The 23,915-nt window shown below is 71.7% G+C and carries 24 protein-coding genes; 10 read left to right on the top strand and 14 right to left on the bottom strand.

Going from position 1 to position 23,915, the window contains the following annotated elements:
* Positions 1-70: 70 nt before the first annotated feature.
* Entirely contained in the window at positions 71-1,057 is a 987-nt protein-coding gene (locus ACZ4Z4_RS22465) for a DUF4097 family beta strand repeat-containing protein (protein ID WP_468329877.1), read from the top strand.
* Between the two features lies 1 nt (position 1,058).
* Entirely contained in the window at positions 1,059-2,198 is a 1,140-nt protein-coding gene (locus ACZ4Z4_RS22470) for a helix-turn-helix transcriptional regulator (RefSeq protein ID WP_468329880.1), read from the top strand.
* Between the two features lie 94 nt (positions 2,199-2,292).
* On the opposite strand, the gene ACZ4Z4_RS22475 is transcribed toward ACZ4Z4_RS22470, so the two are convergent.
* The 4 genes from ACZ4Z4_RS22475 to ACZ4Z4_RS22490 form a co-directional block, all read right to left on the bottom strand.
* Positions 2,293-2,871 (bottom strand): Clp protease N-terminal domain-containing protein, encoded by a 579-nt coding sequence (locus ACZ4Z4_RS22475; RefSeq protein WP_468329883.1) that lies wholly within the window; start codon positions 2,869-2,871, stop codon positions 2,293-2,295.
* A complete protein-coding gene (locus ACZ4Z4_RS22480) occupies positions 2,871-3,080 on the bottom strand; it encodes a helix-turn-helix domain-containing protein (RefSeq protein ID WP_468329886.1) in 210 nt (69 codons plus the stop codon). The genes ACZ4Z4_RS22475 and ACZ4Z4_RS22480 overlap by 1 nt, the downstream gene beginning before the upstream one ends.
* Positions 3,081-3,155: 75 nt before the next feature.
* Positions 3,156-4,118, bottom strand: a complete 963-nt coding sequence (locus ACZ4Z4_RS22485; RefSeq protein WP_468329889.1) for a zinc-binding dehydrogenase — start codon at positions 4,116-4,118, stop codon at positions 3,156-3,158.
* Positions 4,119-4,273: 155 nt separating this feature from the next.
* A complete protein-coding gene (locus tag ACZ4Z4_RS22490) occupies positions 4,274-5,497 on the bottom strand; it encodes an NAD(P)-dependent malic enzyme (protein WP_468329893.1) in 1,224 nt (407 codons plus the stop codon).
* A 556-nt stretch (positions 5,498-6,053) separates the two neighbouring features.
* On the opposite strand from ACZ4Z4_RS22490, the gene ACZ4Z4_RS22495 reads away from it, so the two are divergent.
* Genes ACZ4Z4_RS22495 through ACZ4Z4_RS22505 form a run of 3 tightly spaced genes read left to right on the top strand, consistent with a single transcriptional unit; the run spans position 6,054 to position 8,752 of the window.
* On the top strand, positions 6,054-7,010 hold the full coding sequence (locus ACZ4Z4_RS22495) for an ABC transporter substrate-binding protein (protein WP_468329896.1): 957 nt from the start codon (positions 6,054-6,056) through the stop codon (positions 7,008-7,010).
* 40 nt (positions 7,011-7,050) lie between these two features.
* Positions 7,051-7,986, top strand: coding sequence for an amino acid ABC transporter permease (locus tag ACZ4Z4_RS22500; RefSeq protein WP_468329899.1), 936 nt, complete (start codon positions 7,051-7,053; stop codon positions 7,984-7,986).
* 4 nt (positions 7,987-7,990) lie between these two features.
* Positions 7,991-8,752: an amino acid ABC transporter ATP-binding protein gene (locus tag ACZ4Z4_RS22505; RefSeq protein ID WP_150172160.1), complete on the top strand. Its 762-nt coding sequence runs from the start codon at positions 7,991-7,993 to the stop codon at positions 8,750-8,752.
* Between the two features lie 117 nt (positions 8,753-8,869).
* Here the strand turns inward: ACZ4Z4_RS22505 and ACZ4Z4_RS22510 are convergent, their stop codons facing one another.
* Positions 8,870-9,655, bottom strand: coding sequence for a methyltransferase (locus tag ACZ4Z4_RS22510; protein WP_468329902.1), 786 nt, complete (start codon positions 9,653-9,655; stop codon positions 8,870-8,872).
* A 101-nt stretch (positions 9,656-9,756) separates the two neighbouring features.
* On the opposite strand from ACZ4Z4_RS22510, the gene ACZ4Z4_RS22515 reads away from it, so the two are divergent.
* The gene (locus ACZ4Z4_RS22515; protein WP_468329905.1) at positions 9,757-10,407 is read left to right on the top strand and encodes a CGNR zinc finger domain-containing protein; all 651 of its coding nucleotides are present in this window, start codon (positions 9,757-9,759) and stop codon (positions 10,405-10,407) included.
* Here ACZ4Z4_RS22515 and sodX read toward each other — a convergent pair.
* A complete protein-coding gene (sodX, locus tag ACZ4Z4_RS22520) occupies positions 10,290-10,724 on the bottom strand; it encodes a nickel-type superoxide dismutase maturation protease (protein WP_468330459.1) in 435 nt (144 codons plus the stop codon). The two genes, ACZ4Z4_RS22515 and sodX, sit on opposite strands and share 118 nt — an antisense overlap.
* A 144-nt stretch (positions 10,725-10,868) precedes the next feature.
* Here sodX and sodN point away from each other — a divergent pair, with 144 nt between their 5' ends.
* The gene (gene sodN / locus ACZ4Z4_RS22525) at positions 10,869-11,264 is read left to right on the top strand and encodes a superoxide dismutase, Ni (protein ID WP_187811750.1); all 396 of its coding nucleotides are present in this window, start codon (positions 10,869-10,871) and stop codon (positions 11,262-11,264) included.
* A gap of 69 nt (positions 11,265-11,333) precedes the next feature.
* Here sodN and ACZ4Z4_RS22530 read toward each other — a convergent pair whose 3' ends face one another.
* Together ACZ4Z4_RS22530 and ACZ4Z4_RS22535 are read right to left on the bottom strand one after the other, a co-directional pair.
* Positions 11,334-12,011 carry a response regulator gene (locus ACZ4Z4_RS22530; RefSeq protein ID WP_468329908.1) on the bottom strand — a complete coding sequence of 226 codons (678 nt, stop codon included), beginning with the start codon at positions 12,009-12,011 and terminating at the stop codon, positions 11,334-11,336.
* A 90-nt stretch (positions 12,012-12,101) separates the two neighbouring features.
* Positions 12,102-14,744: a sensor histidine kinase gene (locus ACZ4Z4_RS22535; protein ID WP_468329911.1), complete on the bottom strand. Its 2,643-nt coding sequence runs from the start codon at positions 14,742-14,744 to the stop codon at positions 12,102-12,104.
* 173 nt (positions 14,745-14,917) lie between these two features.
* Between ACZ4Z4_RS22535 and ACZ4Z4_RS22540 the strand changes: the two genes are divergently transcribed.
* Both ACZ4Z4_RS22540 and ACZ4Z4_RS22545 read left to right on the top strand, forming a co-directional pair.
* A complete protein-coding gene (locus ACZ4Z4_RS22540; protein WP_468329914.1) occupies positions 14,918-16,024 on the top strand; it encodes a lysostaphin resistance A-like protein in 1,107 nt (368 codons plus the stop codon).
* Positions 16,025-16,218: 194 nt separating this feature from the next.
* Complete coding sequence (locus ACZ4Z4_RS22545) at positions 16,219-18,249, top strand: GTP-binding protein (protein WP_468329917.1); 2,031 nt, start codon at positions 16,219-16,221, stop codon at positions 18,247-18,249.
* 4 nt (positions 18,250-18,253) lie between these two features.
* On the opposite strand, the gene ACZ4Z4_RS22550 is transcribed toward ACZ4Z4_RS22545, so the two are convergent.
* A complete protein-coding gene (locus ACZ4Z4_RS22550; protein ID WP_468329920.1) occupies positions 18,254-19,186 on the bottom strand; it encodes a sigma-70 family RNA polymerase sigma factor in 933 nt (310 codons plus the stop codon).
* Positions 19,187-19,415: 229 nt separating this feature from the next.
* Positions 19,416-20,354, bottom strand: coding sequence for an oxidoreductase (locus tag ACZ4Z4_RS22555; protein ID WP_468329923.1), 939 nt, complete (start codon positions 20,352-20,354; stop codon positions 19,416-19,418).
* Positions 20,355-20,437: 83 nt separating this feature from the next.
* On the opposite strand from ACZ4Z4_RS22555, the gene ACZ4Z4_RS22560 reads away from it, so the two are divergent.
* Entirely contained in the window at positions 20,438-20,851 is a 414-nt protein-coding gene (locus ACZ4Z4_RS22560; protein WP_468329926.1) for an acyl-CoA-like ligand-binding transcription factor, read from the top strand.
* 157 nt (positions 20,852-21,008) lie between these two features.
* Here ACZ4Z4_RS22560 and ACZ4Z4_RS22565 read toward each other — a convergent pair whose 3' ends face one another.
* The 4 genes from ACZ4Z4_RS22565 to ACZ4Z4_RS22580 form a co-directional block, all read right to left on the bottom strand.
* Complete coding sequence (locus ACZ4Z4_RS22565; protein ID WP_468329929.1) at positions 21,009-21,638, bottom strand: HAD-IA family hydrolase; 630 nt, start codon at positions 21,636-21,638, stop codon at positions 21,009-21,011.
* A gap of 175 nt (positions 21,639-21,813) precedes the next feature.
* Positions 21,814-22,791, bottom strand: a complete 978-nt coding sequence (locus ACZ4Z4_RS22570; protein WP_468329932.1) for a hypothetical protein — start codon at positions 22,789-22,791, stop codon at positions 21,814-21,816.
* 130 nt (positions 22,792-22,921) lie between these two features.
* Entirely contained in the window at positions 22,922-23,221 is a 300-nt protein-coding gene (locus ACZ4Z4_RS22575) for a hypothetical protein (RefSeq protein WP_468329935.1), read from the bottom strand.
* Positions 23,222-23,273: 52 nt separating this feature from the next.
* Positions 23,274-23,888 carry a GNAT family N-acetyltransferase gene (locus ACZ4Z4_RS22580; RefSeq protein WP_468329938.1) on the bottom strand — a complete coding sequence of 205 codons (615 nt, stop codon included), beginning with the start codon at positions 23,886-23,888 and terminating at the stop codon, positions 23,274-23,276.
* Positions 23,889-23,915 lie beyond the last annotated feature (27 nt).

A 23,915-nucleotide genomic window follows, 5' to 3' on the forward strand; every position in this document is an offset into this window, starting at 1 on the left:
CCGCGATATATCGTGAATGACAGAGACGCGATATGGCGCGTCGCGTCCGGCCCGCCAAGGAGGTCAGCCCATGTCCGAGTGGTCCGTCGCCGAGCCCAGGAAGCTCACGTTCGACGCCCCGGTGACAGCACTCCACGTCCGCGTGGTCAACGGCATGGTGAACGTGGTGGGCACGGACGAAGCCTCCGCCCGCCTGGAGGTCTCCGAGATCGAGGGCCCACCCCTGCGGGTGACCCTGGAGGAGGGCGTCCTCACCGTCGCCTATGACGACCTGCCCTGGAAGGGCTTCCTCAAGTGGCTCGACCGCAAGGGCTGGCGCCGCAGCGCGGTGGTCTCCCTCGCCGTGCCCTTCGCGACCGGCGTCGAGGTGGGAGTGGTCGGCGCGGGCGCCGTGGTCTCCGGCGTCGAGGGCCGGGTGGAGGTGAAGGGCGTCACCGGTGACACGACACTGCTCGGCCTCGCCGGCCAGGTCCGCGCGGACACGGTCTCCGGAAGCGTGGAGGCGCAGGGCGTCACCGGCGCCCTCCGCTTCAACTCCGTCTCCGGAAGCCTCACGGTCGTCGAGGCCGCGGGCCCCGCGGTCCGGGCCGACTCGGTGAGCGGCTCGATGATCGTGGACCTCGACCCGGCGGGCACCCCGACGGATGTGGCCCTGACGAGCGTGTCGGGCGAGATAGCGATCCGGTTGCCGCACCCGGCGGACGCGGAGGTCGAGGTGGACACGGCGAGCGGCGCGGTGTCGAACGCCTTCGAGGATCTGCGGGTCGGCGGGCAGTGGGGCGCCAAGCGGATCACGGGCCGGCTGGGCACCGGCCGCGGACGGCTCAAGGCGACGACGGTGTCCGGCTCCATCGCACTGCTGCGCAGGCCACAGACGGAGGAAGAGCCGTTGGAAGAGCCGTTGGACGAACCCACGGATGACCCAGTGGGAGGACCGATGAAGGAAGATCCATACGACGAGGTCCCCCTGGACGTGACCCCGGCCGACACCGACGGCCCCACCGACGACCCGACCCAAGGCCCGACCGACGGCCCGACCGACAAGAAGGTGCTCTGACATGCCCCCCGTGTTCGCCCACGGCCGCCTGCGCCTCTACCTGCTCAAGCTGCTCGACGAGGCACCGCGCCACGGCTATGAGGTGATCCGCCTCCTCGAAGAGCGCTTCCAGGGGTTGTACGCACCTTCGGCAGGCACGGTCTACCCCCGCCTCGCGAAGCTGGAGGCGGAGGGCCTGGTCACCCACACCACCGAGGGCGGCCGGAAGGTGTACGCGATCACGGACGCGGGCCGCGCCGAGCTGGCCGGCCGCAGCGGTGAGCTGGCCGATCTGGAGCTGGAGATCCGCGAGTCGGTCGCCGAGCTCGCCGCCGAGATCCGTGACGGCGTCCAGGGCGCCGCCGGTGAGCTGCGCCGCGAGATGCGCGCCGCCGCCAAGGAGGCGCGATCCTCGGGCAGTTCGGCCCCCGGCAAGCCCTTCCCGGACCCGAGCGACTTCTTCGACGGCACCTGGGGCGACAAGGAGAGCTGGCACCAGGCGAAGGAGGAGTTCAAGCGCGCGAGGCAGGAGTGGAAGGAGCAGGCGCGGCGCGCGAAGGACGAGAGCCGCAGGGCCCGCGAGGAGGCCCAGCGGGCGCGCCGCCAGGCCAAGGACGCCCAGGAGGAGGTCCAGCGGATCGCCAGGCGCGTGCAGGAGCAGGTGCAGGACCACTTCGCGCGAGGCGACTGGCCGACGGGCGTGCGCGAGGGCCTGAGCGAACTGGCCAAGGAGTTCGGCGGCCTCGGAATGGACTTCGCCAAGACCTTCGGCGCAGGCACGGACTCCGCCAACGGATCCGACACAAAGCCTGGCACCGGCGCCGGGACCCACAACACCACGGCCCCCACCACCCCCACCACCAAAACTGACGCCAGGCCCGACACCAGCAGCACCAGCACTAGCACCAGCCCCGGCCCCGGCCCCAAGTTCAGCGCCGCCCGCGAGGACATCCCCGTGGACTACACCCCGGACTGGGCCCGCGAGGACCTCACCGGCGACCCCGGCAGAGACCTCGACCGCCTCCTGGACCGCTTCCGCGACGACATCCGGGACGCGGCCCGCGACCACGGAGTGACGGAATCCCAGCTCCGCGAGGCCCGCCGCCACTTGTCGCAGGCGGCGGCACACATCGGAGCATCACTGCGGGCACCCGGCCGCTGACCCGGGCCGGAGACCCTCCCCCGGACCCGGCCGCGGCTTGGACCTGGACCGGACCTGGGCTTGGGCCTGGGCCTGGACCTGGGCCCCGCCGGGGTCAGGAGACCCCGGCGAAGAGAACCCGCTCCAGTTCCGTGTACGTCACCCCGTGGTCCGCGAGGACCTCCGAGGTGACACCGGGGCGGACCGTGAGCGCCAGGAGGATGTGATGGCCCCCGATGACCCGGTCGCGCCGCGCGCTCGCGATGCGCAGGGACTTCACGAGGACCTCCTTGGCGTCCCGGGTGAAGGGCAGTCGGCCGAGCCGGGCCTTCAGGCCTGGGCGCCGTCCGCCCGTGCGCGAGCCGGCCAGCGCCCCGGCCCCGTGCGCCTCTTCCACACGGGCGACGATCTCCTCGACGTCGACACCGAGGCCGGCGAGCGCTTCGGTGTCGGCCTGCGAGAGTCCGCCCCTGCGCCGCGCCTCGGCGAGGGCCCGTTCGATCGACTCGCGTCGGTCCGCCGCCCCCAGGGCGGTCAGCGCGAACGAGGCGCGGCTGGTGGCCCCCTGGCCGACCCGCGCGAGCAGGGCCAGCAGCATGTGCCCGTCGTCGACCGCGGAGGACCCCACCCGCTCGGCCTGCCCGGTGGCGCCCAGGACCACGGCGCGGGACTCCTCGGTGAACCGCTCGAACATCACTGCCTCCCGTACTTCTTGTGCACGGCCTGCCTGCTCACTCCGAGCTCCGCGGCGATCTCCTGCCACGACCAGCCCTGCCGGCGCGCACTGCGCACCTGCACGGCCTCCAACTGCTCCACCAGCTTCCGCAGCGCGGTGACGGCCCGCAGCCCGACCCGTGGGTCGTGATCGCCCGCGCGCTCGGCGAGATCCGTTGCTTCGGTCATGCATGTCAACTTACGTTGACATGCAAGCGCTCGTCAACCCAAGTTGACAGACATCGGGACGTCGGCTCCCAGCCCTCAGACCTCCAGCACGATCTTTCCGAACAGGTCGCCGGACTCCAGTCGCTCGAAGCCCTCGCGGGCCCGGTCCAGGGGCAGCACCTCGTCGATCACCGGCCGGACACCCGTGGCCGCGCAGAAGGCCAGCAGGTCCTCCAGCTCGTCCTTGGTGCCCATGGTCGAGCCGACGACCTTCAGTTCCAGGAAGAAGATGCGGGTGAGCTCGGCGTGCGAGGGGCGGTCGCCGCTCGTCGCCCCCGAGATGACCAGCGTGCCGCCGGGCTTCAGCGACTTGACCGAGTGGGACCAGGTCGCCGCGCCCACCGTCTCGATGACGGCGTCCACGCGCTCCGGGAGCCGCGCGCCCGACTCGACCGCCTCCACCGCGCCCAGTTCGAGCGCGCGCTTGCGCTTGGCCTCGTCCCGGCTCGTGGCGAAGACCCGCAGTCCCGCCGCCTTGCCGAGGACGATCGCGGCCGTGGCGACGCCGCCGCCGGCGCCCTGCACGAGGACCGAGTCCCCGGGCCGTACACCGGCGTTGGTGAACAGCATGCGGTAGGCGGTCAGCCATGCGGTCGGCAGGCAGGCGGCCTCCGCGAAGGACAGCTCCTTCGGCTTGGGCAGCACGTTCCAGGTGGGGACGGCGACCTGCTCGGCGAAGGTGCCCTGGTATTTCTCCGTGAGGATGGAGCGGCCCTCGCGGGGGCCGACGCCGTGGCCGGTCTGGCCGATGACCGAGTGGAGGACGACCTCGTTGCCGTCCTCGTCGATCCCTGCGGCGTCACAGCCGAGGATCATCGGCAGCTTCTCCTCGGGCAGGCCGACCCCGCGCAGGGACCAGAGATCGTGGTGGTTGAGGGAGGCGGCCCTGACGTTCACGGTCGACCAGCCGGAGCGCGCCTCGGGGGCGGGCCGCTCCCCCAACTCGAGGCCGTCGAGCGGCTGGTCACGGTCGATACGAGCAGCGTAGGCAGCGAACATGAGGCGACCCTAGGCGCGACGGCCGCCCCGGCGGAACCACGTACGGCTGTGACACACACCGCGCCCCAACACCCGACACCCCGCCCACCAAACACCGCGCCCCCTGCCGCGCGATGTGGCGGCAGGGGGCGCGGTGTGTGGCGCGTCGCGTCGGGTCAGCTGCGGGCGACGCCCTCCGCCCGGGCGGCGGCGGCGACCGCGGCCGTCACGGCCGGGGCGACCCGCTCGTCGAACGGCGACGGGATCACGTAGTCCGCGGCGAGCTCGTCCCCGACGACGTCCGCGAGGGCGTCGGCCGCGGCGATCTTCATGCCCTCGGTGATGCGGGAGGCCCGCACCTGGAGCGCGCCCGCGAAGATGCCGGGGAAGGCCAGCACGTTGTTGATCTGGTTCGGGTAGTCCGAACGGCCGGTCGCGACCACGGCCGCGTACTTGTGCGCGACGTCCGGGTGGACCTCGGGGTTCGGGTTGGCCATGGCGAACACGAAGGAGTTGGGCGCCATGGAGGCGACGGCCGGCTCGGGGACGGTGCCGCCCGAGACGCCGATGAACACGTCGGCACCGTCGAGGGCGGCCTCCAGCGAGCCGCTGATCCCGGCCTTGTTGGTCAGCTCGGCGAGCTCCCGCTTGACCGGGGTGAGGTCGTCCCGGTCCCGGCTGACGATGCCCTTGCGGTCCGCGACCGCCACGTCGCCGAGCCCCGCCTCCAGCAGGAACTTGGCGATGGCGACACCGGCCGCGCCGGCGCCGGAGATCACGGCGCGCAGTTCACCGAGCGTGCGCCCGGTGAGCTTCGCCGCGTTCCGCAGCGCGGCGAGCGTCACGACAGCCGTGCCGTGCTGGTCGTCGTGGAAGACGGGGATGTCGAGCCGCTCCTGGAGCTTGCGCTCGATCTCGAAGCACCGCGGCGCCGAGATGTCCTCCAGGTTGACGCCACCGAAGGAGGGGGCGAGCCGCACCACCGTCTCGACGATTTCGTCGGCGTCCGTCGTCGCGAGCGCGATCGGCACCGCGTCCACGCCGCCGAACTGCTTGAACAGGATGGCCTTGCCCTCCATCACGGGGAGGGAGGCCTCGGCGCCGATGTCGCCGAGACCGAGCACCGCGGTCCCGTCGGTCACCACGGCGACCACATTCGATTTCCACGTGTAGTCGTGGACGAGCTCCGGCCGCTCGGCGATCGCGCTGCACACTTTCGCGACGCCGGGCGTGTAAGCCAGGGACAGGTCGTCCTTGTCGCGGACCGGCACGGTGGCCTGCACGGCCATCTTGCCGCCGCGGTGCAGCGCAAACGCCGGATCGAAGGGCTCGGCCGCACCCGCGGGGCCCTCATGATCCGTACTGCTGTCGCTGCGAGGATTGACGATCTCCGCTGCCACTTGTCTGACCCCTTAAGTCTTATTCATCAGTTGAGGGTGTCCACTCCCGGTTGAGAAGTGGGCGGGCACCGTGTCCGTTCCCCGCCTGTCGGCGGAGGGAGGTACGGACACGCGGGCGCGCCGCACACGCGCCCTGAGCCCCGGATGAGGGGTGTAGCCAACCTTTGTACCCGAAGGCGGTGGGCACGGGCGAGTGACATTGGTTGCAGCATGCTCAGCAGAAGTCCCTGGAGGCCGGGACGAGCGTCACTGGGGAATGCCCGATTCCTTCCCATTCTCCGAATAAGGTATTTCGCGGCCCGGTCGGGCGCCAATCGTCCACATCGCGAGATACGCCGGTTACCGATTGGTTAACGGTGATTCGCTCCGGCCCCCTTACATCCCCGCCGTACCGGGATGTTGCGTTTCGAGGCGAGCCCGTTATCCGATTTTGACATCTCCGGCACCCAGAATCGGACGGTCCGAATGGCAAGATGCCGTCATCACACGAGGTCGCGACACCCGAAGGTGTGTGCCCGACCCATCGGCAACTCCCTCATCCGCCGGAGGACCCACCATGACCGCACGCTCCATTTGTCGTAAGACCGCAGCGAAGTCCGCGAAGTCCCGGATTGCGGCGGTCGGCACGATCGCGGTCGTCGGTTCGCTGCTGCTTTCCGGCTGCGGCGACCAGACCAACGACAAGGAGAGCGACACGGTCAGCAACGCCCCGCTCGCCGACAAGCTGCCCAAGGACATCCGCGACAAGGGCGTCATCAAGGTCGGGTCCGACATCGCCTACCCGCCGGTCGAGTTCAAGGACAAGTCCGGCAACACGGTCGGCATCGACCCGGATCTGGGCGAGGCGCTGGGCAAGCAGCTCGGTGTGAAGTTCGAGTTCGAGAACGGAACCTTCGACACCCTCCTCGGCGGTCTGCGCTCCAAGCGCTACCAGATCGCGATGTCGGCCATGACCGACACCAAGAACCGCCAGGAAGGCATCGACGAGGAGACCGGCAAGAAGGTCGGCGACGGCGTCGACTTCGTCGACTACTTCACGGCGGGCGTCTCGATCTACACCAAGAAGGGCGACGACCAGGGGATCAAGACCTGGGCGGACCTCTGCGGCAAGAAGATCGTGGTCCAGCGCGGCACCGTCTCGCACGACCTGGCCAAGGCCGAGTCGAAGAAGTGCAAGGGCGGCAAGAAGATCACCATCGAGCAGTTCGACAACGACCAGCAGGCCCAGACCCGGCTGCGCTCCGGCGGCGCCGACGCGGGTTCGTCCGACTTCCCCGTGGCCGCGTACGCGGTGAAGACCTCGGGCGGCGGCAAGGACTTCCAACTGGTCGGCGAGCAGGTCGAGGCGGCTCCGTACGGCATCGCCGTCTCCAAGAAGAACCCCGAGCTGCGCGACGCGATCCAGGCCGCGCTGAACGCGATCATCAAGAACGGCGACTACGAAAAGATCATCAAGAAGTGGGGCGTCGAGGACGGCGCGGTCGAGGAAGCCAAGATCAACGGCGGCAAGTGACCCCGCCCCTCCCCCTCCCAGTCGCTGAAAGGCCACTCTCGTGACCCCAGACATCTCCAAGAAGGGCCCGGCGGACGACGTCCCCGCGGCCCGCCCGGCGGAGGCCATCAGGGCCATCCCGGTCCGGCACTTCGGCCGTTACATCGCCGCGGTCCTGGCGATCGGCGTGCTCGCCTCGATCGTCTACGCCTTCTCGCAGGGCGACATCAACTGGGGCGCGATCCCCGACAACTTCTTCGACGAGCGCATCCTCAAGGGTGTCCGCGAGACGCTGATCCTCACCTTCCTCTCGATGCTCATCGGCGTCGTCGGCGGTGTGCTCCTCTCGGTCATGCGCCTGTCGAAGAACCCGGTGACCTCGTCGATCGCCTGGTTCTACATCTGGTTCTTCCGCGGTACGCCGGTCCTGGTCCAGCTCTTCGTCTGGTTCAACCTCGGCTTCGTCTTCGACTACATCAACCTCGGCCCGGTCTACAAGGACGAGTGGTCGGACTTCATGACGCCGTTCCTGACGGCGCTGCTCGGCCTCGGCCTCAACGAGGCCGCGTACATGGCGGAGATCTGCCGCGCCGGCCTGCTCTCGGTCGACGAGGGCCAGACCGAGGCGGCGCACGCGCTCGGCATGAGCCACAACAAGACGCTGCGCCGCGTGGTCCTTCCGCAGGCGATGCGCGTCGTCGTGCCGCCGACGGGCAACGAGTTCATCAACATGCTGAAGACGACGTCGCTGGTCGCCGCCGTCCAGTACTACGAGCTCCTCAAGTACGCCCAGGACATCGGCACGTCGTCCGGCGCGACGGTGGAGACGCTGCTGCTCGCCGCCTGCTGGTACCTGATCATGACGTCGATCCTCAGCGTCGGTCAGTTCTACCTGGAGCGTTACTACGCGCGCGGTTCGTCGCGCTCGCTGCCCGCCACCCCGTGGCAGAAGATCAAGGCCAACATGCTGTCCCTGCGCTCGCCGGGGGTGAGGTGAATCCATGACCGCCATGGTGAAGTCCGAAGGCGTCCACAAGTCCTTCGGCAACGTAGAGGTCCTCAAGGGCATCGACCTGGAGGTCAAGACGGGTGAGGTCTTCTGCCTCATCGGCCCGTCCGGCTCCGGCAAGTCGACGTTCCTGCGCTGCATCAACCACCTGGAGAAGATCAACGCCGGGCGGCTGTACGTCGACGGGGAGCTGGTCGGCTACCGCCAGAAGGGCGACAAGCTGTACGAGCTGAAGGACAGCGAGGTCGCCCTCAAGCGCCGGGACATCGGCATGGTCTTCCAGCGCTTCAACCTCTTCCCGCACATGACGGCGCTGGAGAACGTCATGGAGGCGCCGGTCCAGGTCAAGGGCGTCGCGAAGGCCGAGGCGCGGGAGCGCGCGGGCCAGCTCCTGGAGCGCGTGGGCCTCGCCGACAAGGCGGGCAACTACCCGTCGCAGCTCTCCGGCGGCCAGCAGCAGCGCGTGGCGATCGCCCGCGCGCTGGCGATGGACCCGAAGCTGATGCTGTTCGACGAGCCGACGTCGGCGCTCGACCCCGAGCTGGTCGGCGACGTGCTCGACGTCATGCGGGACCTCGCCGAGACCGGCATGACGATGGTCGTCGTCACACACGAGATGGGCTTCGCCCGCGAGGTCGGCGACAGCCTCGTCTTCATGGACGGCGGCGTGGTGGTCGAGTCGGGCAACCCGCGCGACGTCCTGACGAACCCGCAGCAGGAGCGGACGCAGTCGTTCCTGTCGAAGGTGCTGTAGCAGCGCCCCGTAAGGGGCGCGGGGAACCGCGCGAGCAACCACGGCGGACCCGCGCCCGGGAACGCACGGAAGGGGCGGTACGGATCACTGGTCCGTACCGCCCCTTCCGTCGATGGCCTACTTGAGACCAAGAACCACCGCATCCGAGGGCGAGGCCCAGACCGGCCGCGCCTCCGCGAACCCCGCCTCACGCAGCGTCCGCGCATGCCACTCCGCGGAGGGCATGTCCCCGTCCGCGTGCTCCCCGTAGATCTCGAACCGCTTGGCGGTGGGGCCGGCCAGGACCGGGTCCTGCGCCGCGAGCTGCCACCACTCCTTCCAGTCGAGGACCCCCTCGGCCTTGGCCCGGTCCATCTGCCGATGCCGATAGGCACTCTCGGCGGCGTTCAGCCGCGGGGTGGCCGGATCGGGCATGTGATCGGCGTTCATGAAGACACCGCCGTCGCGGACGAGCCCGGCGACCTGCCCGTACAGCGCGGCGAGCGGCTCGCTGAACAGCCAGTGCAGCGCGGTCGCGGTGAGCACGGCGTCGTACGAGTCGTGCGGCAGCGCGGCGGTCCAGTCGGGGTCCTTCAGGTCGGCGGTGACGAAGGTGACCCGGTCGTCCCCGGCGAAGGTGCCCTCGGCGATGGTGAGCAGCGCGGGGTCGAGGTCGACGCCGACGCTGGTCGCGTCCGGGAACCTCTTGAGCAGCCGGTCCGTAATACTTCCCGTACCGCACGCCAGATCGAGGACGCGCGGCGCGGTGCCGACCGTGGCCTCGACCATGTCGAGCATGATCCGGAACCGCTCCTCGCGGTCGGGAAGGTACCACTGCTGCTGCCGGTCCCAGCTGTCCTGCCAGGCGCGCCAGTCGGTGCCGAGCGCGGCGCCGGCGTCGGTTCCGGTCCCCGTTTCCGTCATGAGAAGCCCTCCAGTACGTACGACACGTAATACCCTGGTACCGCAATCGGCCATTACCGGCCGATGGGAATGACCATAGCCCGCCCTCGTAAGGACTACAAGTGGAACTGGCCTATTACTCGGACTACGCCGTACGCCTGGTCAACAGCGAGGAGCCGGGCCGCAACAAGGACACCCTGACGTCCGTCGAGGCGGTCAGGGAGCTGTTCGGGCCGAGCACGCAGATGGCGCGCCGCGCGACGGACTCCGACGTCACGCGCTTCCGTTCCGTGCGGGCCAGGCTCCGGGCGGTCTTCGAGGCGGCGGACGGCGGCGACGAGACGCTCGCGGTCGACCTGCTGAACTCACTGCTCCTGGAGTTCCCCGTCAGCCCGCAGATCTCGGGCCACGACCACCGGGACGACGACGACCGCCCGCTGTGGCACCTGCACCTGGCGGACCACCCGTCGAACGCGACGGCCGGGTACGCCGCGATCGCCGCGATGGGCCTCGCCTTCCACCTCACCGAGCACGGCGTGGACCGCCTCGGCCTGTGCGAGGCGGCGCCGTGCCGCAACGCCTACCTCGACACGTCCACGAACCGCTCCCGGCGCTACTGCTCGGACCGCTGCGCGACCCGCGCCAACGTCGCCGCCTACCGCGCCCGGAAGCGCCTGGAGACGGAGCGGTCCGGCGGCACCGGCCGCACCGCGCCCAGCGCCCAGCGCACCAGCGCGAAGGGCGAGCGGCGGCCGGGCGCCGGCGGCCGGTAGCGGAAGCGCACCCTGCCGAGGACGAGCTCCTCGGGGACGACGCCGTAGTCCGTGCTGTCGCCGCCCGCGAACGCGTTGTCGCCGAGCACCCACCAGCCGCCCCCGCGCCGCTCCTTGGCCCGCTTGACCACCAACAGGTCCTGCTGGAAGGGGTGGCACAGGATCACCACGTCACCCGGACGCACCCGTGCCCCCCACTGCACGAGCAGCCGGTCCCCGTGGTGCAGCGTCGGCACCATCGAAGGGCCCGTCACCTCAGCGGCACCCCACGGCACGACGGCCCTCCCGCGCTCGCTCTCCTGCGACAGCTCCGGCATCACCGGCACCTCCCCGGTCCTATCCTCCACCAGTCCCAGTCTGACCCTGGACTTTTGTCCTAAGCCCAAGGGGGCACTCGCGAAAACACGTCTCTCACGGAGTAATGTCCCACCTGAGAAGACGATCACGAGGAGGACAGCAACATGCTTTCCCGCCTGTTTGCCCCCAAGGTGAAGGTCAGCGCCCACTGCGACCTGCCCTGCGGTGTGTACGACCCGGCCCAGGCCCGTATCGAGGCGGAGTCGGTCAAGGCCGTGCAGGAGAAGATGGCCGCCAACGACGACGCGCACTTCCAGGCGCGCGCCGTGGTCATCAAGGAGCAGCGCGCCGAGCTCGCGAAGCACCACGTCTCCGTGCTGTGGAGCGACTACTTCAAGCCCCCGCACTTCGAGAAGTACCCGGAGCTGCACCAGCTGGTCAACGACACCCTCAAGGCCCTCTCGGCCGCGAAGGCGTCGACGGACCCGGCCACGGGCCAGAAGGCGCTGGACTACATCGCCCAGATCGACAAGATCTTCTGGGAGACGAAGAAGGCCTGACGCACCGCGTCGCTTTCGCGTTCACCGACAGCACCCGGCATCCGCGCGGAGCCGGGTGCTGTCGGCGTTTCAGCGGGTCCGCGGTCGGGCGAGGCCCAGGTCGTACGCGAGGATCGTGGCCTGGACGCGGTCGCGCAGGCCCAACTTGCCGAGCACCGCGTTGACGTGCGACTTCACCGTGCCGGTCGTGACGCCGAGCGCGGTCCCGATCTCCGCGTTCGTGTGGCCCGCGGCCACCAGGGTCAGGACTTCGTGCTCGCGGGGAGTGAGGGCGTCCAGGAGTTCGGGGTCGGGTGCGGGGGCCGTACCGGCGAACGCGTCGATGAGGCGGCGGGTCACGGTGGGGGCGAGCATCGCCTCGCCCGCGGCGACGGTGCGGATGCCGGCGAGGAGTTCCTCGGGCTGCGCGTCCTTCAGGAGGAAACCGGAGGCGCCGGCGCGCAGGGCGTCGTGGACGTAGGCGTCCTGGTCGAAGGTGGTCAGGACGAGGACGCGCGGGGCGGACGTGGCGGACGTACCGGACGCGCCGGACGTGCCGGACGCCGACGTGAGCAGGCGGGTCGCCGTCAGGCCGTCCATCCCCGGCATGCGGATGTCCATCAGGACGACGTCCGGGGCGAGTTCGGCCGCGAGCCGCACCGCACGGGCACCGTCCTCCGCCTCGGCCACGACGTGCAGGTCCGGCTCCGCGTCGACGATCGCTGCGAAGCCGGCACGGACCACCGCCTGGTCGTCGACGACGAGCACTCGGGTGGGGGTGCGTTCGGGCTCGGTGTTGATGAGCTCTCTCCTTCGGCTCTCGGCTGCGGGCTCTCCGCTGTGGGCTCTGCTGTGGACTCACGCCGTCTGACGTGCGGGCTCCACCGGGACCGGCTGCGGGAGCGGCTCGTGTACGCCGCCGGGTGCCGTCACCTCTCGCAGCGCCGCCAGCAGGTCCCGCATCGACGACAGGGCCGCCCGGGCCCCGGCCGCGACGCCGGGCAGGTCGCCCGCCTCCGCCCGCGCGACCACCGCGTGCGCGTGGCGCAGGACCTCTCCGCGCAGTTCCGCTGCGATGCGGCGGCGCTCCTGGTGGGCCTCGGCGACGGCCGACCACACCGTCGCGGTGAGGGCGTGGTCCTCCCAGGCCCTGACGCGTTCGCGCCGCGTCCTGACGACCGCGCCGAGGCCCCAGACCGCGGCCATCGGCGGCAGGAAGCACACGCTGAGCACCGCGCACAGGAAGAGGAGGAGGCCGGTACCGCCGTCCTCTTCGAGGTCCGCCATCCCGTCGGCCGACGCGAGGGCGATGGAGGTCAGGGACAGACCGACCGCCGCCACCCCGGCCGCGAGCCACGTCACGCGCGCCGGACCGGCGAACGCCCCCACCGCGTACACCGCGACGCACTCCCCGACCCCGCCCGCCACCACCAGGCACAGCGCCACCGCGGGCGACAGCACTCCGACCGCGAGGCCGAGCGGCCCGAGCAACGCCGTGGCGAGGACCGCGCCCAGCACCGCCCAGGGCGCCCGGCGCCGCCACAGCAGCGGGAGCGCGTGCGCGACGGCGGGCGCGAGGGAGAGCCCGGCCGCCGCGGGCTCATCGACGAGAACCGCGAAGACCGGCAACACGGCAACGGCAAGAGCAACCGCCACATCGGACAGATCCAGCCCCCGCAGGGCGGGGTGCGCCGCACCCCGACGCCACAGTTCCCCCGCTCGGCGAGAGAGCCGAGCACCCACGACCGAGCCCGCCCGGCCCGGCCCCTCCGGCACCACAGGACCGCTCACGGGCCGGCCACGCAAGGACCCCGCTCGGCGTGAAAGCCAAACAGCCACCGACCGATCCGAAGCCTCCGGCGACACAGGGTCGTTCATGGACCGGCCACGCGAAGCCCTCGCGCGTCGCGGGAGGCACGCGCGCACCGACCGGTCCGAGCCACCCGGCAGCACAGGGTCCCTCTCGGACCGACCACGCAAGAACCCCGCGACGCGCGGCAGACAAGCACGCACCGACAGCCCCGGCCCCTCCGGCACCACAGGACCGCTCACCGACCGGCCACGCAACAACCCCGCCCGGCGTGACAGACGAGCACCCCCGGACCAGCCCGACCCCTCCGACAGCACAGGGTCCCTCACGGGCCCGCCACTCGCAGGCCCCGCGGCGCGCGGAAGACAAGCACCCACCGACGGACCCCGACCCTTCGGTCCCTCCGGCCCCACAGGACCGCTCGCGGGTCGCCCGCGCAAAGACCCCGCAGCTCGCGGGAGACAGGCGCTCGCCGACCAGTCCGGGGCCTCCGGCAGCGCCGGGTCGCTCGTGGGTCGGTCGCGTACGAGGCCCGCGGCGTGCGGGAGGCGGGCGCGTACCGACCAGCCCGGGGCGTCCCGGCGTGGGCCGGAGGTCAGTGTGCCGCCGAGGGCCGCCGCCCGCTCCCGCATGCCTGCCGTGCCGCGGCCGGAGCCGAGGCCCTGGCGGGCGGCCGCGACGGGCGTGCCGGGGGCCTCGTGGGCGGGGCCGTCGTCCTCGACCGTGAGGTCCAGCGTGCCGTCGGGCTCCGTGGTGTGGATGCGGACGCGGACCACCGCTCCGGGCGCGTACCGGAGGGCGTTCGTGAGGGCCTCGCGCACGATGCCGAACGCCGCGTCGGCGACCGGTCCCGTCAGCGCCGCCGGCTCCGGCGCCACGTCCACGGCGGGGCGCGGGCCCAGGCGGGCGAAACCGGCGGCGAGTTCGTCGACGCGGTCCGCCAGGGCGCTCTCCTCGTCCGCCGCCGAGGTCCGCATCAGCGCCACCAGGCGGTGCAGCGCCGCCAGCGTCTCGCGCCCGGACTCCGCGGCGAACTCCAGTGCCTGCGCGGTCAGTTCGGGCCGGCCGTCGCCGAGCCGGAGCGCGGCGTCGGCGGTGACCACCACCGAGGTGAGGTGGTGGGCGCTGACGTCGTGCAGTTCGCGGGCGAGCCGCTCGCGTTCGGTGAGGGCGGCGCGGGCCCGTTCGGACTCGGCCCGCGCCAGGTCCCGCGCGGCGGCCCGGCGCCCGGCGAGCCAGCGGCGGCGGCTGCGCCCGAGCCCCGCGACGGTCAGGAAGAGCACGCAGTTGATCACGGCCTCGCCGCAGGCCTCGACCGCCGAGTCGAGCAGCAGGGCCGAGCGCCCCGCCTCGCAGACGGCGAGGGCGGTGCCGACGACGGCGACCGTCCGCCCCGGACAGCGCACCGCGACCGAGTACAGGGCGACCAGCAGACTCAACGCGTGCAGCAGCGTCGCGTCCTCCGGCAGAAGGAGGCAGGCGACGAGGGCTGCCTCGACGGTGACGGCCGAGACGACCGGACGGTGGCGGCGTACACCGAGCGCCGCGGTGATCACGACCGCGACGGTGAGCGCCGCGACGAGCTGGCCCGGCCCGACCGGAGCGTCCTCGCGCAGCGCGCGGCCCGGCCAGTAGGCCAGCTGCTGGATCGCCAGCAGGACGGGCAGCAGCCAGTTACGTATCCGGTCCATATCGGCCACGATGATACGGAGGGGCCTCACCCGCCCGCCCCGGAGCGGTTGGCGCGATGGGGCCGGGGGCGTGTCTATCCCTGGTTGCCGGGGACGTGTCTATCGCTGGTTGGAGAGCGGGATCGTACGGGCGGCCGACGTCCGGGCCCGGCACCGACGGAAAGCTGGTGGGCATGACGACGACGCCCCACCCGCACCACTCTCCGCACCCGCACCACTCCCCCGGCCCGCACCACCTCCCAGGCCCGCACCACCCTCCGCACCCGCCCCACCCCACGTACAACACCCCCTGGCCCCACCCGCCCTACGCCCCGGTGCCGCCCGCCCCCGCGCCGCCGCTCCCCTACCACCGCCTCGCCCTGTCCACCGGCCGGCACCGCTGGTGGCGGCCGCTGGCCGGCACCTGCCTGGTGCTCGGCGGCACCGTCGTCGTGATGCTGCTGGTGCTGCTCTTCGGCGAGATCGCGGGAGCGGTCCTCGACCGGCCCGTCGGCAAGGACGGGTTCCACGTGTGGGGCGGCATCGGCGAGACGGCCCAGGGCCTGCTGTCGCTCGCCCTGATCACCCCCGTGGTGTTCCTCGCCGCGCGCTGGGCGCAGCGCCGCCCGGCGGGCACCCTGTCGTCGGTGACGGGACGGCTGCGGTGGCGCTGGCTCGGCCGGTGCATGGCCGTCGGGCTGCCGCTGGTCACCGCTTCGCTCGGCGTCATGTTGCTGCTGCCGGAGGCGTCGGGCGGCGGCACGGACGGCGCGGAGTGGGCCGGTGCGCCGGACTTCCTGCTGGGCCTCGCGATGGTGTGCGCGCTCGTGCCGTTCCAGGCCTCGGCCGAGGAGTACGCGTTCCGGGGCTGGCTCGTCCAGGCGGTCGGCGCCTGGTGCCGCTCGCCGTGGGTGGCGGTCCTGCCGCAGGCCGTCCTGTTCGCCGCGGCACACGGCTGGGGCACGCCGTGGGGCTTCGCGGACCTGGTGGTGTTCGGCGTGGTCGCGGGGGTCCTGACGGTCCGTACCGGCGGCCTCGAGGCGGCGATCGGCCTGCACGTGCTCAACAACCTGCTGGCGATGGGCGTCTCGGCCGCGATCGCCGGCGCCCTCGCCTCCGACGAGACGGCCGCGGACATGGCCGGGATGTCGGTGGCCGTCGACGTGGTGATGCTCTGCGGGTACGCGGCGATCGTGTTGCGGCTGGCCGGACGGCATCGAATCGCGGCGCTCTCGCCGGGGGTGCCGGGAGCGCCCGGGGTGCCGGGGGCGGCGGAGGCCTCGGGGGCCTCGGGGGCGTAAATCGGTTGCCGCCTCCGGCGGGGGCCTGCTGCACTGGCGGCAGCCGGAGGGCCGGCGAGAGCCCGGCAAGAGCCCAGCAAGAGCCCGACAAGAGTCCGGTGGAGTCTGCGGATCTGCAAAGGAGAAGGAAATGCGGCGTTCGTGCATGTCCCACGCGAAAGGAATCGCCTCTTCTCCCAAGGACATGACGCCACGTGCATTCAACTGCCCCGCACACTCTGAACCTGGGCATCCTGGCCCACATCGACGCCGGTAAGACCAGCCTGACCGAGCGGCTCCTGCACGCCGCCGGTGTCATCGACGAGATCGGCCGCGTCGACGACGGCACCACCCGGACCGACTCCCTCGCCCTGGAACGACAGCGCGGCATCACCATCAAGTCCGCCGTCGTCTCCTTCTCCGTCGGCGGCACGACGGTCAATCTGATCGACACCCCCGGCCACCCGGACTTCATCGCCGAGGTGGAGCGGGTCCTGAGCGTGCTCGACGGCGCCGTGCTCGTGGTCTCCGCCGTGGAGGGCGTCCAGGCGCAGACCCGCGTCCTGCTGCGGACACTGCGCCGGCTGCGCATCCCCACGCTGATCTTCGTGAACAAGGCGGACCGCCGCGGTGCCCGCCGCAAGGGCGTACTGCGGCACATCGCCGAGCGGCTGACCCCCGACGTCGTCCCGATGGGGTCCGTCCCCCGTATCGGTACACGCGACGCACGCTTCGCCCCGTTCACAGAGAGGGACGAAGGTTTCGGCGCGCGGCTCGCCGAACTCCTCGCCGAACACGACGACGCGCTCCTCGCCGCGTACGTCGACGACCCGACGTCCCTCTCGTACGACCGGCTCCGCACCGAACTCGCCCGGCAGACCCGGCGCGCGCTCGTGCACCCCGTGTTCTTCGGGTCGGCCACCACCGGGGCGGGCGTGCCCGAACTCCTGGGCGGCATCCGGCAGTTGCTGCCCTCACACCGCGGGGACGCCGACGCTCCCGCATCCGGCAGCGTCTTCAAGATCGAGCGTGGTGCCGCCGGGGAGAAGATCGCCTACGTACGCATGTTCTCGGGCACCGTCCGCGTCCGCGACCGCCTCCCGGAAGGCAAGGTCACCGGCGTCAGCGTCTTCGAGCAGGGCACCGACGTGCCGCGTGACGAGGTGCGCGCGGGGCAGATCGGGAAGGTGCGGGGGCTCGGGGACGTACGGATCGGGGATGTCATCGGCGTACCGCGCGAAGGGGATCAGACGGGTGCGCGGCATTTCGCGCCGCCCACCCTGGAGACCGTCGTCAGCCCGCTGCGCGCCGCCGACCGCGGCGCCCTGCACCTCGCGCTCACCCGGCTCGCCGAGCAGGATCCGCTGATCGGCCTGCGGCAGGACGACATCCGTCAGGAGGTGTCGGTCTCGCTCTACGGCGAGGTCCAGAAGGAGGTCATCCAGGCGACGCTCGCCGAGGACTTCGGGCTGAACGTCTCCTTCCGGGAGACCACGACGATCTGCGTGGAGCGGGTCGTCGGCATCGGCGCGGCCTTCGAGATCATCGACACGGACCCCAATCCGTTCCTGGCCACGGTCGGGCTGCGGGTGGAGCCCGCACCGGTCGGGGCGGGGGTGGCGTTCCGGCTCGGGGTGGAGCTCGGGTCGATGCCGTACGCGTTCTTCCGTGCCGTCGAGGAGACCGTCAGGGAGACGCTGGACCAGGGTCTGTACGGCTGGCAGATCCCCGACTGCACGGTGACGATGACGCACGCCGGCTACTGGCCGCGGCAGAGCCACGCCCACGGGACGTTCGACAAGAGCATGTCCAGCACCGCCGGGGACTTCCGGAACCTGACGCCGCTGGTCCTGATGGACGCGCTGCGGAGGGCGGGCACGGTGGTGCACGAGCCGATGCACCGCTTCCGGCTCGACGTGCCCGCCGACACGGTGGGGGCAGTCCTGCCCGTACTCTCCCGGCTGTGCGCCGTCCCGCACTCCCCGACGACGGACGGAGCCTCGTACCGGCTGGAAGGGGACATCCCCGCGCAGCAGGTGCACGCGCTGGAGCAGCTTCTGCCCGGACTCACGCGCGGTGAGGGCGAGTTGGAGTCCGCCTTCGACCACTACCAGCCGGTGCGCGGCGGCACCGTCCCGAGGCGCGAACGGACGGACCACGATCCACTCCACCGCAAGGACTATCTGCTGCGGGTGGTGCGCCGCACCAGCGGCGCGTCCACCACCCCCGCCTCCTCCACCCGATGACGGCTCAAGCGCCCGTCAGGGCCCGGGTCAGGCGTCGCAACCGCTCGCGGTCCGCGATGATGTCGATCTCCACGATGCGGCCGTCCACGACCGTGAGGGCGCCGAGCGAGACCGGCTCGCCGCCGGGGAGGGCGATCAGGCCCGGCATGCCGTTGATGAACACCATCTGCTGGTCCGCGGCGGCCCGCGCGAACATCGCCGCCTGCCCGGCCACCGCCGCGGCGCCGCGCACCACCTTGGAGAGGCCGGACGACAGTTCGCCGGTGTCGGCGCGCAGCACGACGTCGGGGTCGAGGAGTTCGAGGAGCGCGTCGAAGTCACCGGCGCGCGTGGCGGCCAGCCACGCCTCGACGACCTCGCGCTGCTTGGCGACGTCGGTCTCCGCCGCGGGCGCCGTACCCCGCACGCGGCGGCGGGCGCGGCTCGCCAGCTGCCGGGTCGTGGCCGGTGAGCGCTCCACGATGGGCGCGATGTCGTCGAAGGGGACGGCGAACATGTCGTGGAGCACGAACGCGAGGCGTTCGGCGGGCGCGAGCGTGTCGAGTACGACGAGGAGCGCGAGGCCCACCGAGTCGGCGAGCAGCACCTCCTGCTCGGGGTCGGCCGTGCCGAAGCGCGTCACGACCGGGTCCGGGACGTGCGTCTCGCCGAAGGCCTGCATGGAGGCGTCCAGGGAGTCCTCGCGCCGGGACTGCCGGGTGCGCAGCAGGTCGAGGCAGATGCGGCCCACGACGGTGGTCAGCCAGCCGCCCAGGTTCCGCACCTCCCCCGCGTCCGGCCCCGCTTCGGTGCGGCTCAGCCGGAACCACGCCTCCTGCACCGCGTCCTCGGACTCGCCCAGCGAGCCGAGCATGCGGTAGGCCACCGCGTTCAGGCGGGGCCGGTGCTCCTCGAACCGTGCCGCGAGGGCGACTTGGGCCGCTCCGTTCTCGTCCATCCGGCAATTCAACAGGAGCCGCAGGCGACCCGGTCCGCCGCCCTGGGCTCCCCGGCCGGTACCGGCGGATCCAGGCGCTGCTGCCCGCGGCCTTCGTGGTCACCTTCACTCACCCCTGACTGCCATCCGGGCCCGCCCCCACCCGCACATCGTGCCCACCCACCCGCACAGGCGTATCCGCCCCCACCGGCATCCCCACCCACCCTCCGCGCCCTTCACCCCGCGCCGGTCAGGCGGCGGCGCGGAACGCGAAGCGCACGGTGGTCAGTTCCTCCGAGAGGTCCCACAGCCTGCGGCCGCTCTCCGCGTCCGCGGCCCGGGGCGCGAGCTCCACCGTCTTCGGGGCACCGCGCAGTTCGGCCATGCCGTCGGGGCCGATGAACTGACCGCCCGTGACGCTCGGGTCGGTCGCCGCGAACAGCGTGGGCAGCGCGCCCTGGTCCGGCGTCTGGGCGAGCGGCAGCAGCAGCCGCCCGAACAGGAACTTCACCATGCCCGCGGGCGAGCCCGTCTGGAGGTTGGTCGCGGTGTAGCCGGGGTGGGCGAGCAGACTGCGCACCGGGCTCCCCGCCGCGGTCAGCTTCTGGTGGAGCTGCCAGCCGAAGACGGCGTTCGCCAGCTTCGACTGGTTGTAGTAGCCCATCGGCGCATACTTGCGCTCGCCGTTGATGTCGTCGAAGAACAGCTGACCCTGACGGTGGTTGGGAGAGCTCACGGTCACGACGCGGGGGTCGTCCCCGGCCTCCAGGAGGTCGAGCAGCAGCCCGGTGAGCGCGAAGTGGCCGAGGTGGTTGGCGGCGAACTGCACCTCGTGACCCTGGGGGCTCAGCAGCCGCTTCGGCGGCGCCATCAGGCCGGCGTTGTTGACGAGCAGGTCCAGGCGCGCGTGATCCGCGTGCAGCTTGTCGGAGAAGGCGCGTACGGAGTCCAGGTCCGCGAGGTCGACCCGCCGCACCTCCAGGGTGGCGCCCGGGATCTCGGCGGTGAGCCTCTCGACCGCGGCGCGGCCCTTCGTCTCGTCGCGCACGGCGAGGATCACGTGCGCGCCCTTGCGCGCCAAGGCCCGTGCGGTCGCGAGACCCAGGCCGCTGTTGGCCCCGGTGATGACGGCGACTCGGTTGCTCTGGTCAGGGATCTGCTCGGCGGTCCAGCCACGCTGATTACTCATACGACACAAGTTGCCCTGCGTGACACTGAGTGTCAAGAGATGCTTTCAATGCCATCTCGTACCCCAAATGCCATGTAGGGCGCGTGAGCCTGGCCCGACGCAAGCGCCAACTCGCCCCGTACGCGCTGACGTCGGCCGCGCTGCGGCTGCTGGCCCGGAGGGGGTTCGACGCGATCACCTGCGCCGGCCCCGGCAAGGGCCCCGGCCAAGCCCTGCGCATCACGCAGCTGATACTCGAAAGTCCCGCCCTGCACGCCCGCTTCCCGGCGCGCCAGGCGCAGTGGGGCGACGAACTCGCCGAGGAACTAGCCCACCGCCTCGGTCTGGACCCACGGACGGACCTCTACCTCCGACTCGCGGCGCGCCTCGCCCTGTCCGCCTTCGGGGCCGTGCTGCAAAGATGGAGCACGGGGGACGGAGCGGAGGACCCGGCCGCACTGACGGACCGGGTCTTCGCCGCCATCGCACCGGCGCTGGACGCGGTGCGCCGAAGGTAGACGGCCGGCCGCGTCGTCGACACCGTCGTACGGTCGCGTCAACCGTGTGCCGTCAGGATGCTTCAGCGCCCGCGCCGAGCGACCGGCCAGCCTGCACCCGATGAGGTATCCCGTCCACCCCGCGACGGTGTGCCGTCCATCGTGGCGGCCACCGCGCTCAGAGCATCGGCACCAACGCCGCGCGCAGCTCCGCCGGTTCGCGGTAGAGCAGGCCGGTCATGCCGAGCGCGACGGCCGCGTCCACGTTCTCCTGCCGGTCGTCCACGAAGAGGCAGCGGTCGGGGGCGACTCCGGCGCGCTCGGCAGCCGTCTCATAGATGCGGCGGTCCGGCTTGGCGATGCCGAGGTCGGCGCTGCTGATGACGTCGTCGAGGCAGCCGTCAGGGCCGGTGAGACCGAGCAGGGCGAGATCGTCGGCGAGCCACGGCGTCGCGTTGGTGACGAGCAGCACGGGCAGCCCGGCCGCGCGGACCTGCCGCAACAGCCCCACCACGGCGTCGTCGGCCCGGAACTTGGTCTCGGCCAGCGCCGTCCCGAGCTCGTGCCCACGCACCCACGAAACCCGGTCGGCGAGTCCGTCCGCGATCGCCGCGATCCACTGCTCCCTGGTGATCTCGCCACGCATCAGCGGCATGTCGGTCTCCGGCCTGAAGGCGATCTCGGCTGTACTGCCCGCCGGCAGCCCGGCCGCGCGCTCCAGCCCCTCCAGCTCCGCCATGTCGTAGAACCGGATCACGCCGTCGAGGTCACTCAGCACGGCGTCGAACACCCGACCGCAGATCGTCATCCCCTGTGTCTATCACGCGGCAACGGAACGCCCGAGTGGCCCGTCACCACGGCGAACGGGCGAACGGGCGAACGGACGGACGCGCGGACGTCACCTCGCAGCGTGACACCGCACGTCACGACACACCACGCCACGACCCAGCACGCCACACCACACCACGACGCACCACGTCACATCACTTCTCGCCGAGCACCTCGCGGATCTCGGCCCGCACCCGGTCCTGGTCCCTGCGCACGGCCTCGTACCGGGACTTGTTCCGGCGCAGGTCCGCGCGCTGCTTCTCGTTGGCTACGCTCCACCACACACCGGCGGTGTTCAGCTTCCGGTTGCACTCGACGTCGGCGACCGCCGTGCCCAACTCCCGTGGTGTACGCCCGGTGTTGCCGTCTTCGCGCCCCTTCCGCCATGCCTTGTCGCTGAAGGCCATCGCCGGGTTCTCGTACCGCTTGAAGCCCTTGTCCTCGACGCAGCGCGACCAGTCGCGGAAGGCCTTGCGCACCCGGCCGTCCTCGGCGACGGCCTTGTCGATCTTCTCGATGCGCTGGGGCACGTAACCCCAGAGGCGCCCCGGGTCGGCCACGGCCTTCGTGGTCCGCCGCGTCGCCTCCGCGGCGCAGCCTCCCTCCGGGACCTTCCGGCCGCTCACCGAGCGGCCGCCCTTGCCCGTGTCGGGTCCGTACAGCGCCTCGTTCTCCCGCCACGTCAGCTCGCGTCCCGTCGGTCGCAGCTCCGCTTGCAGCGCCTTCGCGCGGTCGGGGTCGAGGCCGTAGCCCCAGCGGCGGGCCCGGTCGAGGTCGAGCGTCCCGTACGGGGACACCTGGACCATCGTCGAGGTGAAGGAGTCCGCCATACGGACCCCGAGCGGGAACCCTGGGTCGAGCGGGAAGTCGTCGAACCCCAGGGCCCGCATGCACTTCCGCGGCAACCGATTACGCGCCTGCCCCAGACGCTTCTCCTCTCCGCTGCTCAACTCATAGCGATCCAGGGGCAGTTTCGGAATATCGCCTTCGCTCTGCACGCGTGGCACTCCGGGCTCCCGCGCATACGCGGGCAGCGCGTCGCCGTCCGCCCCCGCACCGGCGACACCGAAACCCGATCCGCACCCCGCCAACACCGCACCCGCCAGGGCGAGTACGCCCCACCGCGCCTTCATCCCACCCCTCCCCCGCCGGCATCACCACCGATCCGTCGGGGACCCTACCGCCGTCACTATCAGGGCCGACCAAATGCCCGAGCGACGGGGCGACGGGGCGACGGGAGGTGCATGGCTTGCCCTTACTGCGTCACTTGCCCTCGCTCTCGCCGGGCCCGGCGGACCTCCTGCCGTGCCTGCCGTGCCGCGACCGGGAACGCCTGGCGCTCGCGCGACCGCCCGCCCTGCCTCCCGGCCGAGCCGACTCCGCGTCCGCCTCGTCGACGCACGCCTCACACTGCGCGTTGCGGCACGGCCCGGGGCCCCACACGGGGACGAACACCCCGAGCACCTTGCGCCGCCGGATCGCCGTACCCACCGGCCCTCCGCAGGCCTCGCACACCGGCTCGTCCTGCGGTGCGGGGCCGGGCCGTGGCCCTTCGCTGCCCATGCCGCTCAGAGTATTGCGGTTCGGCCCGCCGGGGCAGCCCTGCGACCGGCTGCTAGTCGGTGGGCGCCCCTGCCGTCTGCGGCTCGCGCCACATGGGCCACATCCGGGGGCCGTCGGGCAGATCGAGCGTCGTCCCCATGAAGGCGAATCCCAGGCGCGCGTGCAGGTCGCGGCTGCGCGGGTTGCTCGCCTCCAGGTAGGCGTGCAGGCCCTCGCGATCGCACCGTTCCAGTACGGAGGTGACGAGTGCCGTGCCCAGCCCCTCGCCCTGCCGGTCCGGGTGTACGGCTATGAGGTGGAGGTATTCGTGCGCGCGGTCGGTCGGGTGGATCGCGTCGGTCAGCCTGCCGACCGTCTCGACGCGTTCGTTGTCGGCGTCGACGGCCTGGCGCAGCTGGGCCGGGCCGTCGTCATCGCCCTCGTGGTGCTCGCCCGCGGGAACGGACCACCACAGGGCCACGGCCGCGCCGTCCTCGGTGACGTCGACGTACCCCTCGCTGAGCGCCATGTCGAAGAACGCACCCATCAACGCACCGTGGGTGCGGACCCGGTCCTCCTCGTCCGGGAAGATCCAACTGCTCACCGGATCCTGCATGAACGCCGCGTCGAGCAGCCGGACCACGTCCTCCCGGTCACCTTCTCCGGCTCTCCGGATCGCCACGCCCATAGCCCGCCCCTCACCACTCGCCCGCAT

This window comes from Streptomyces sp. NPDC030245, assembly GCF_055572995.1.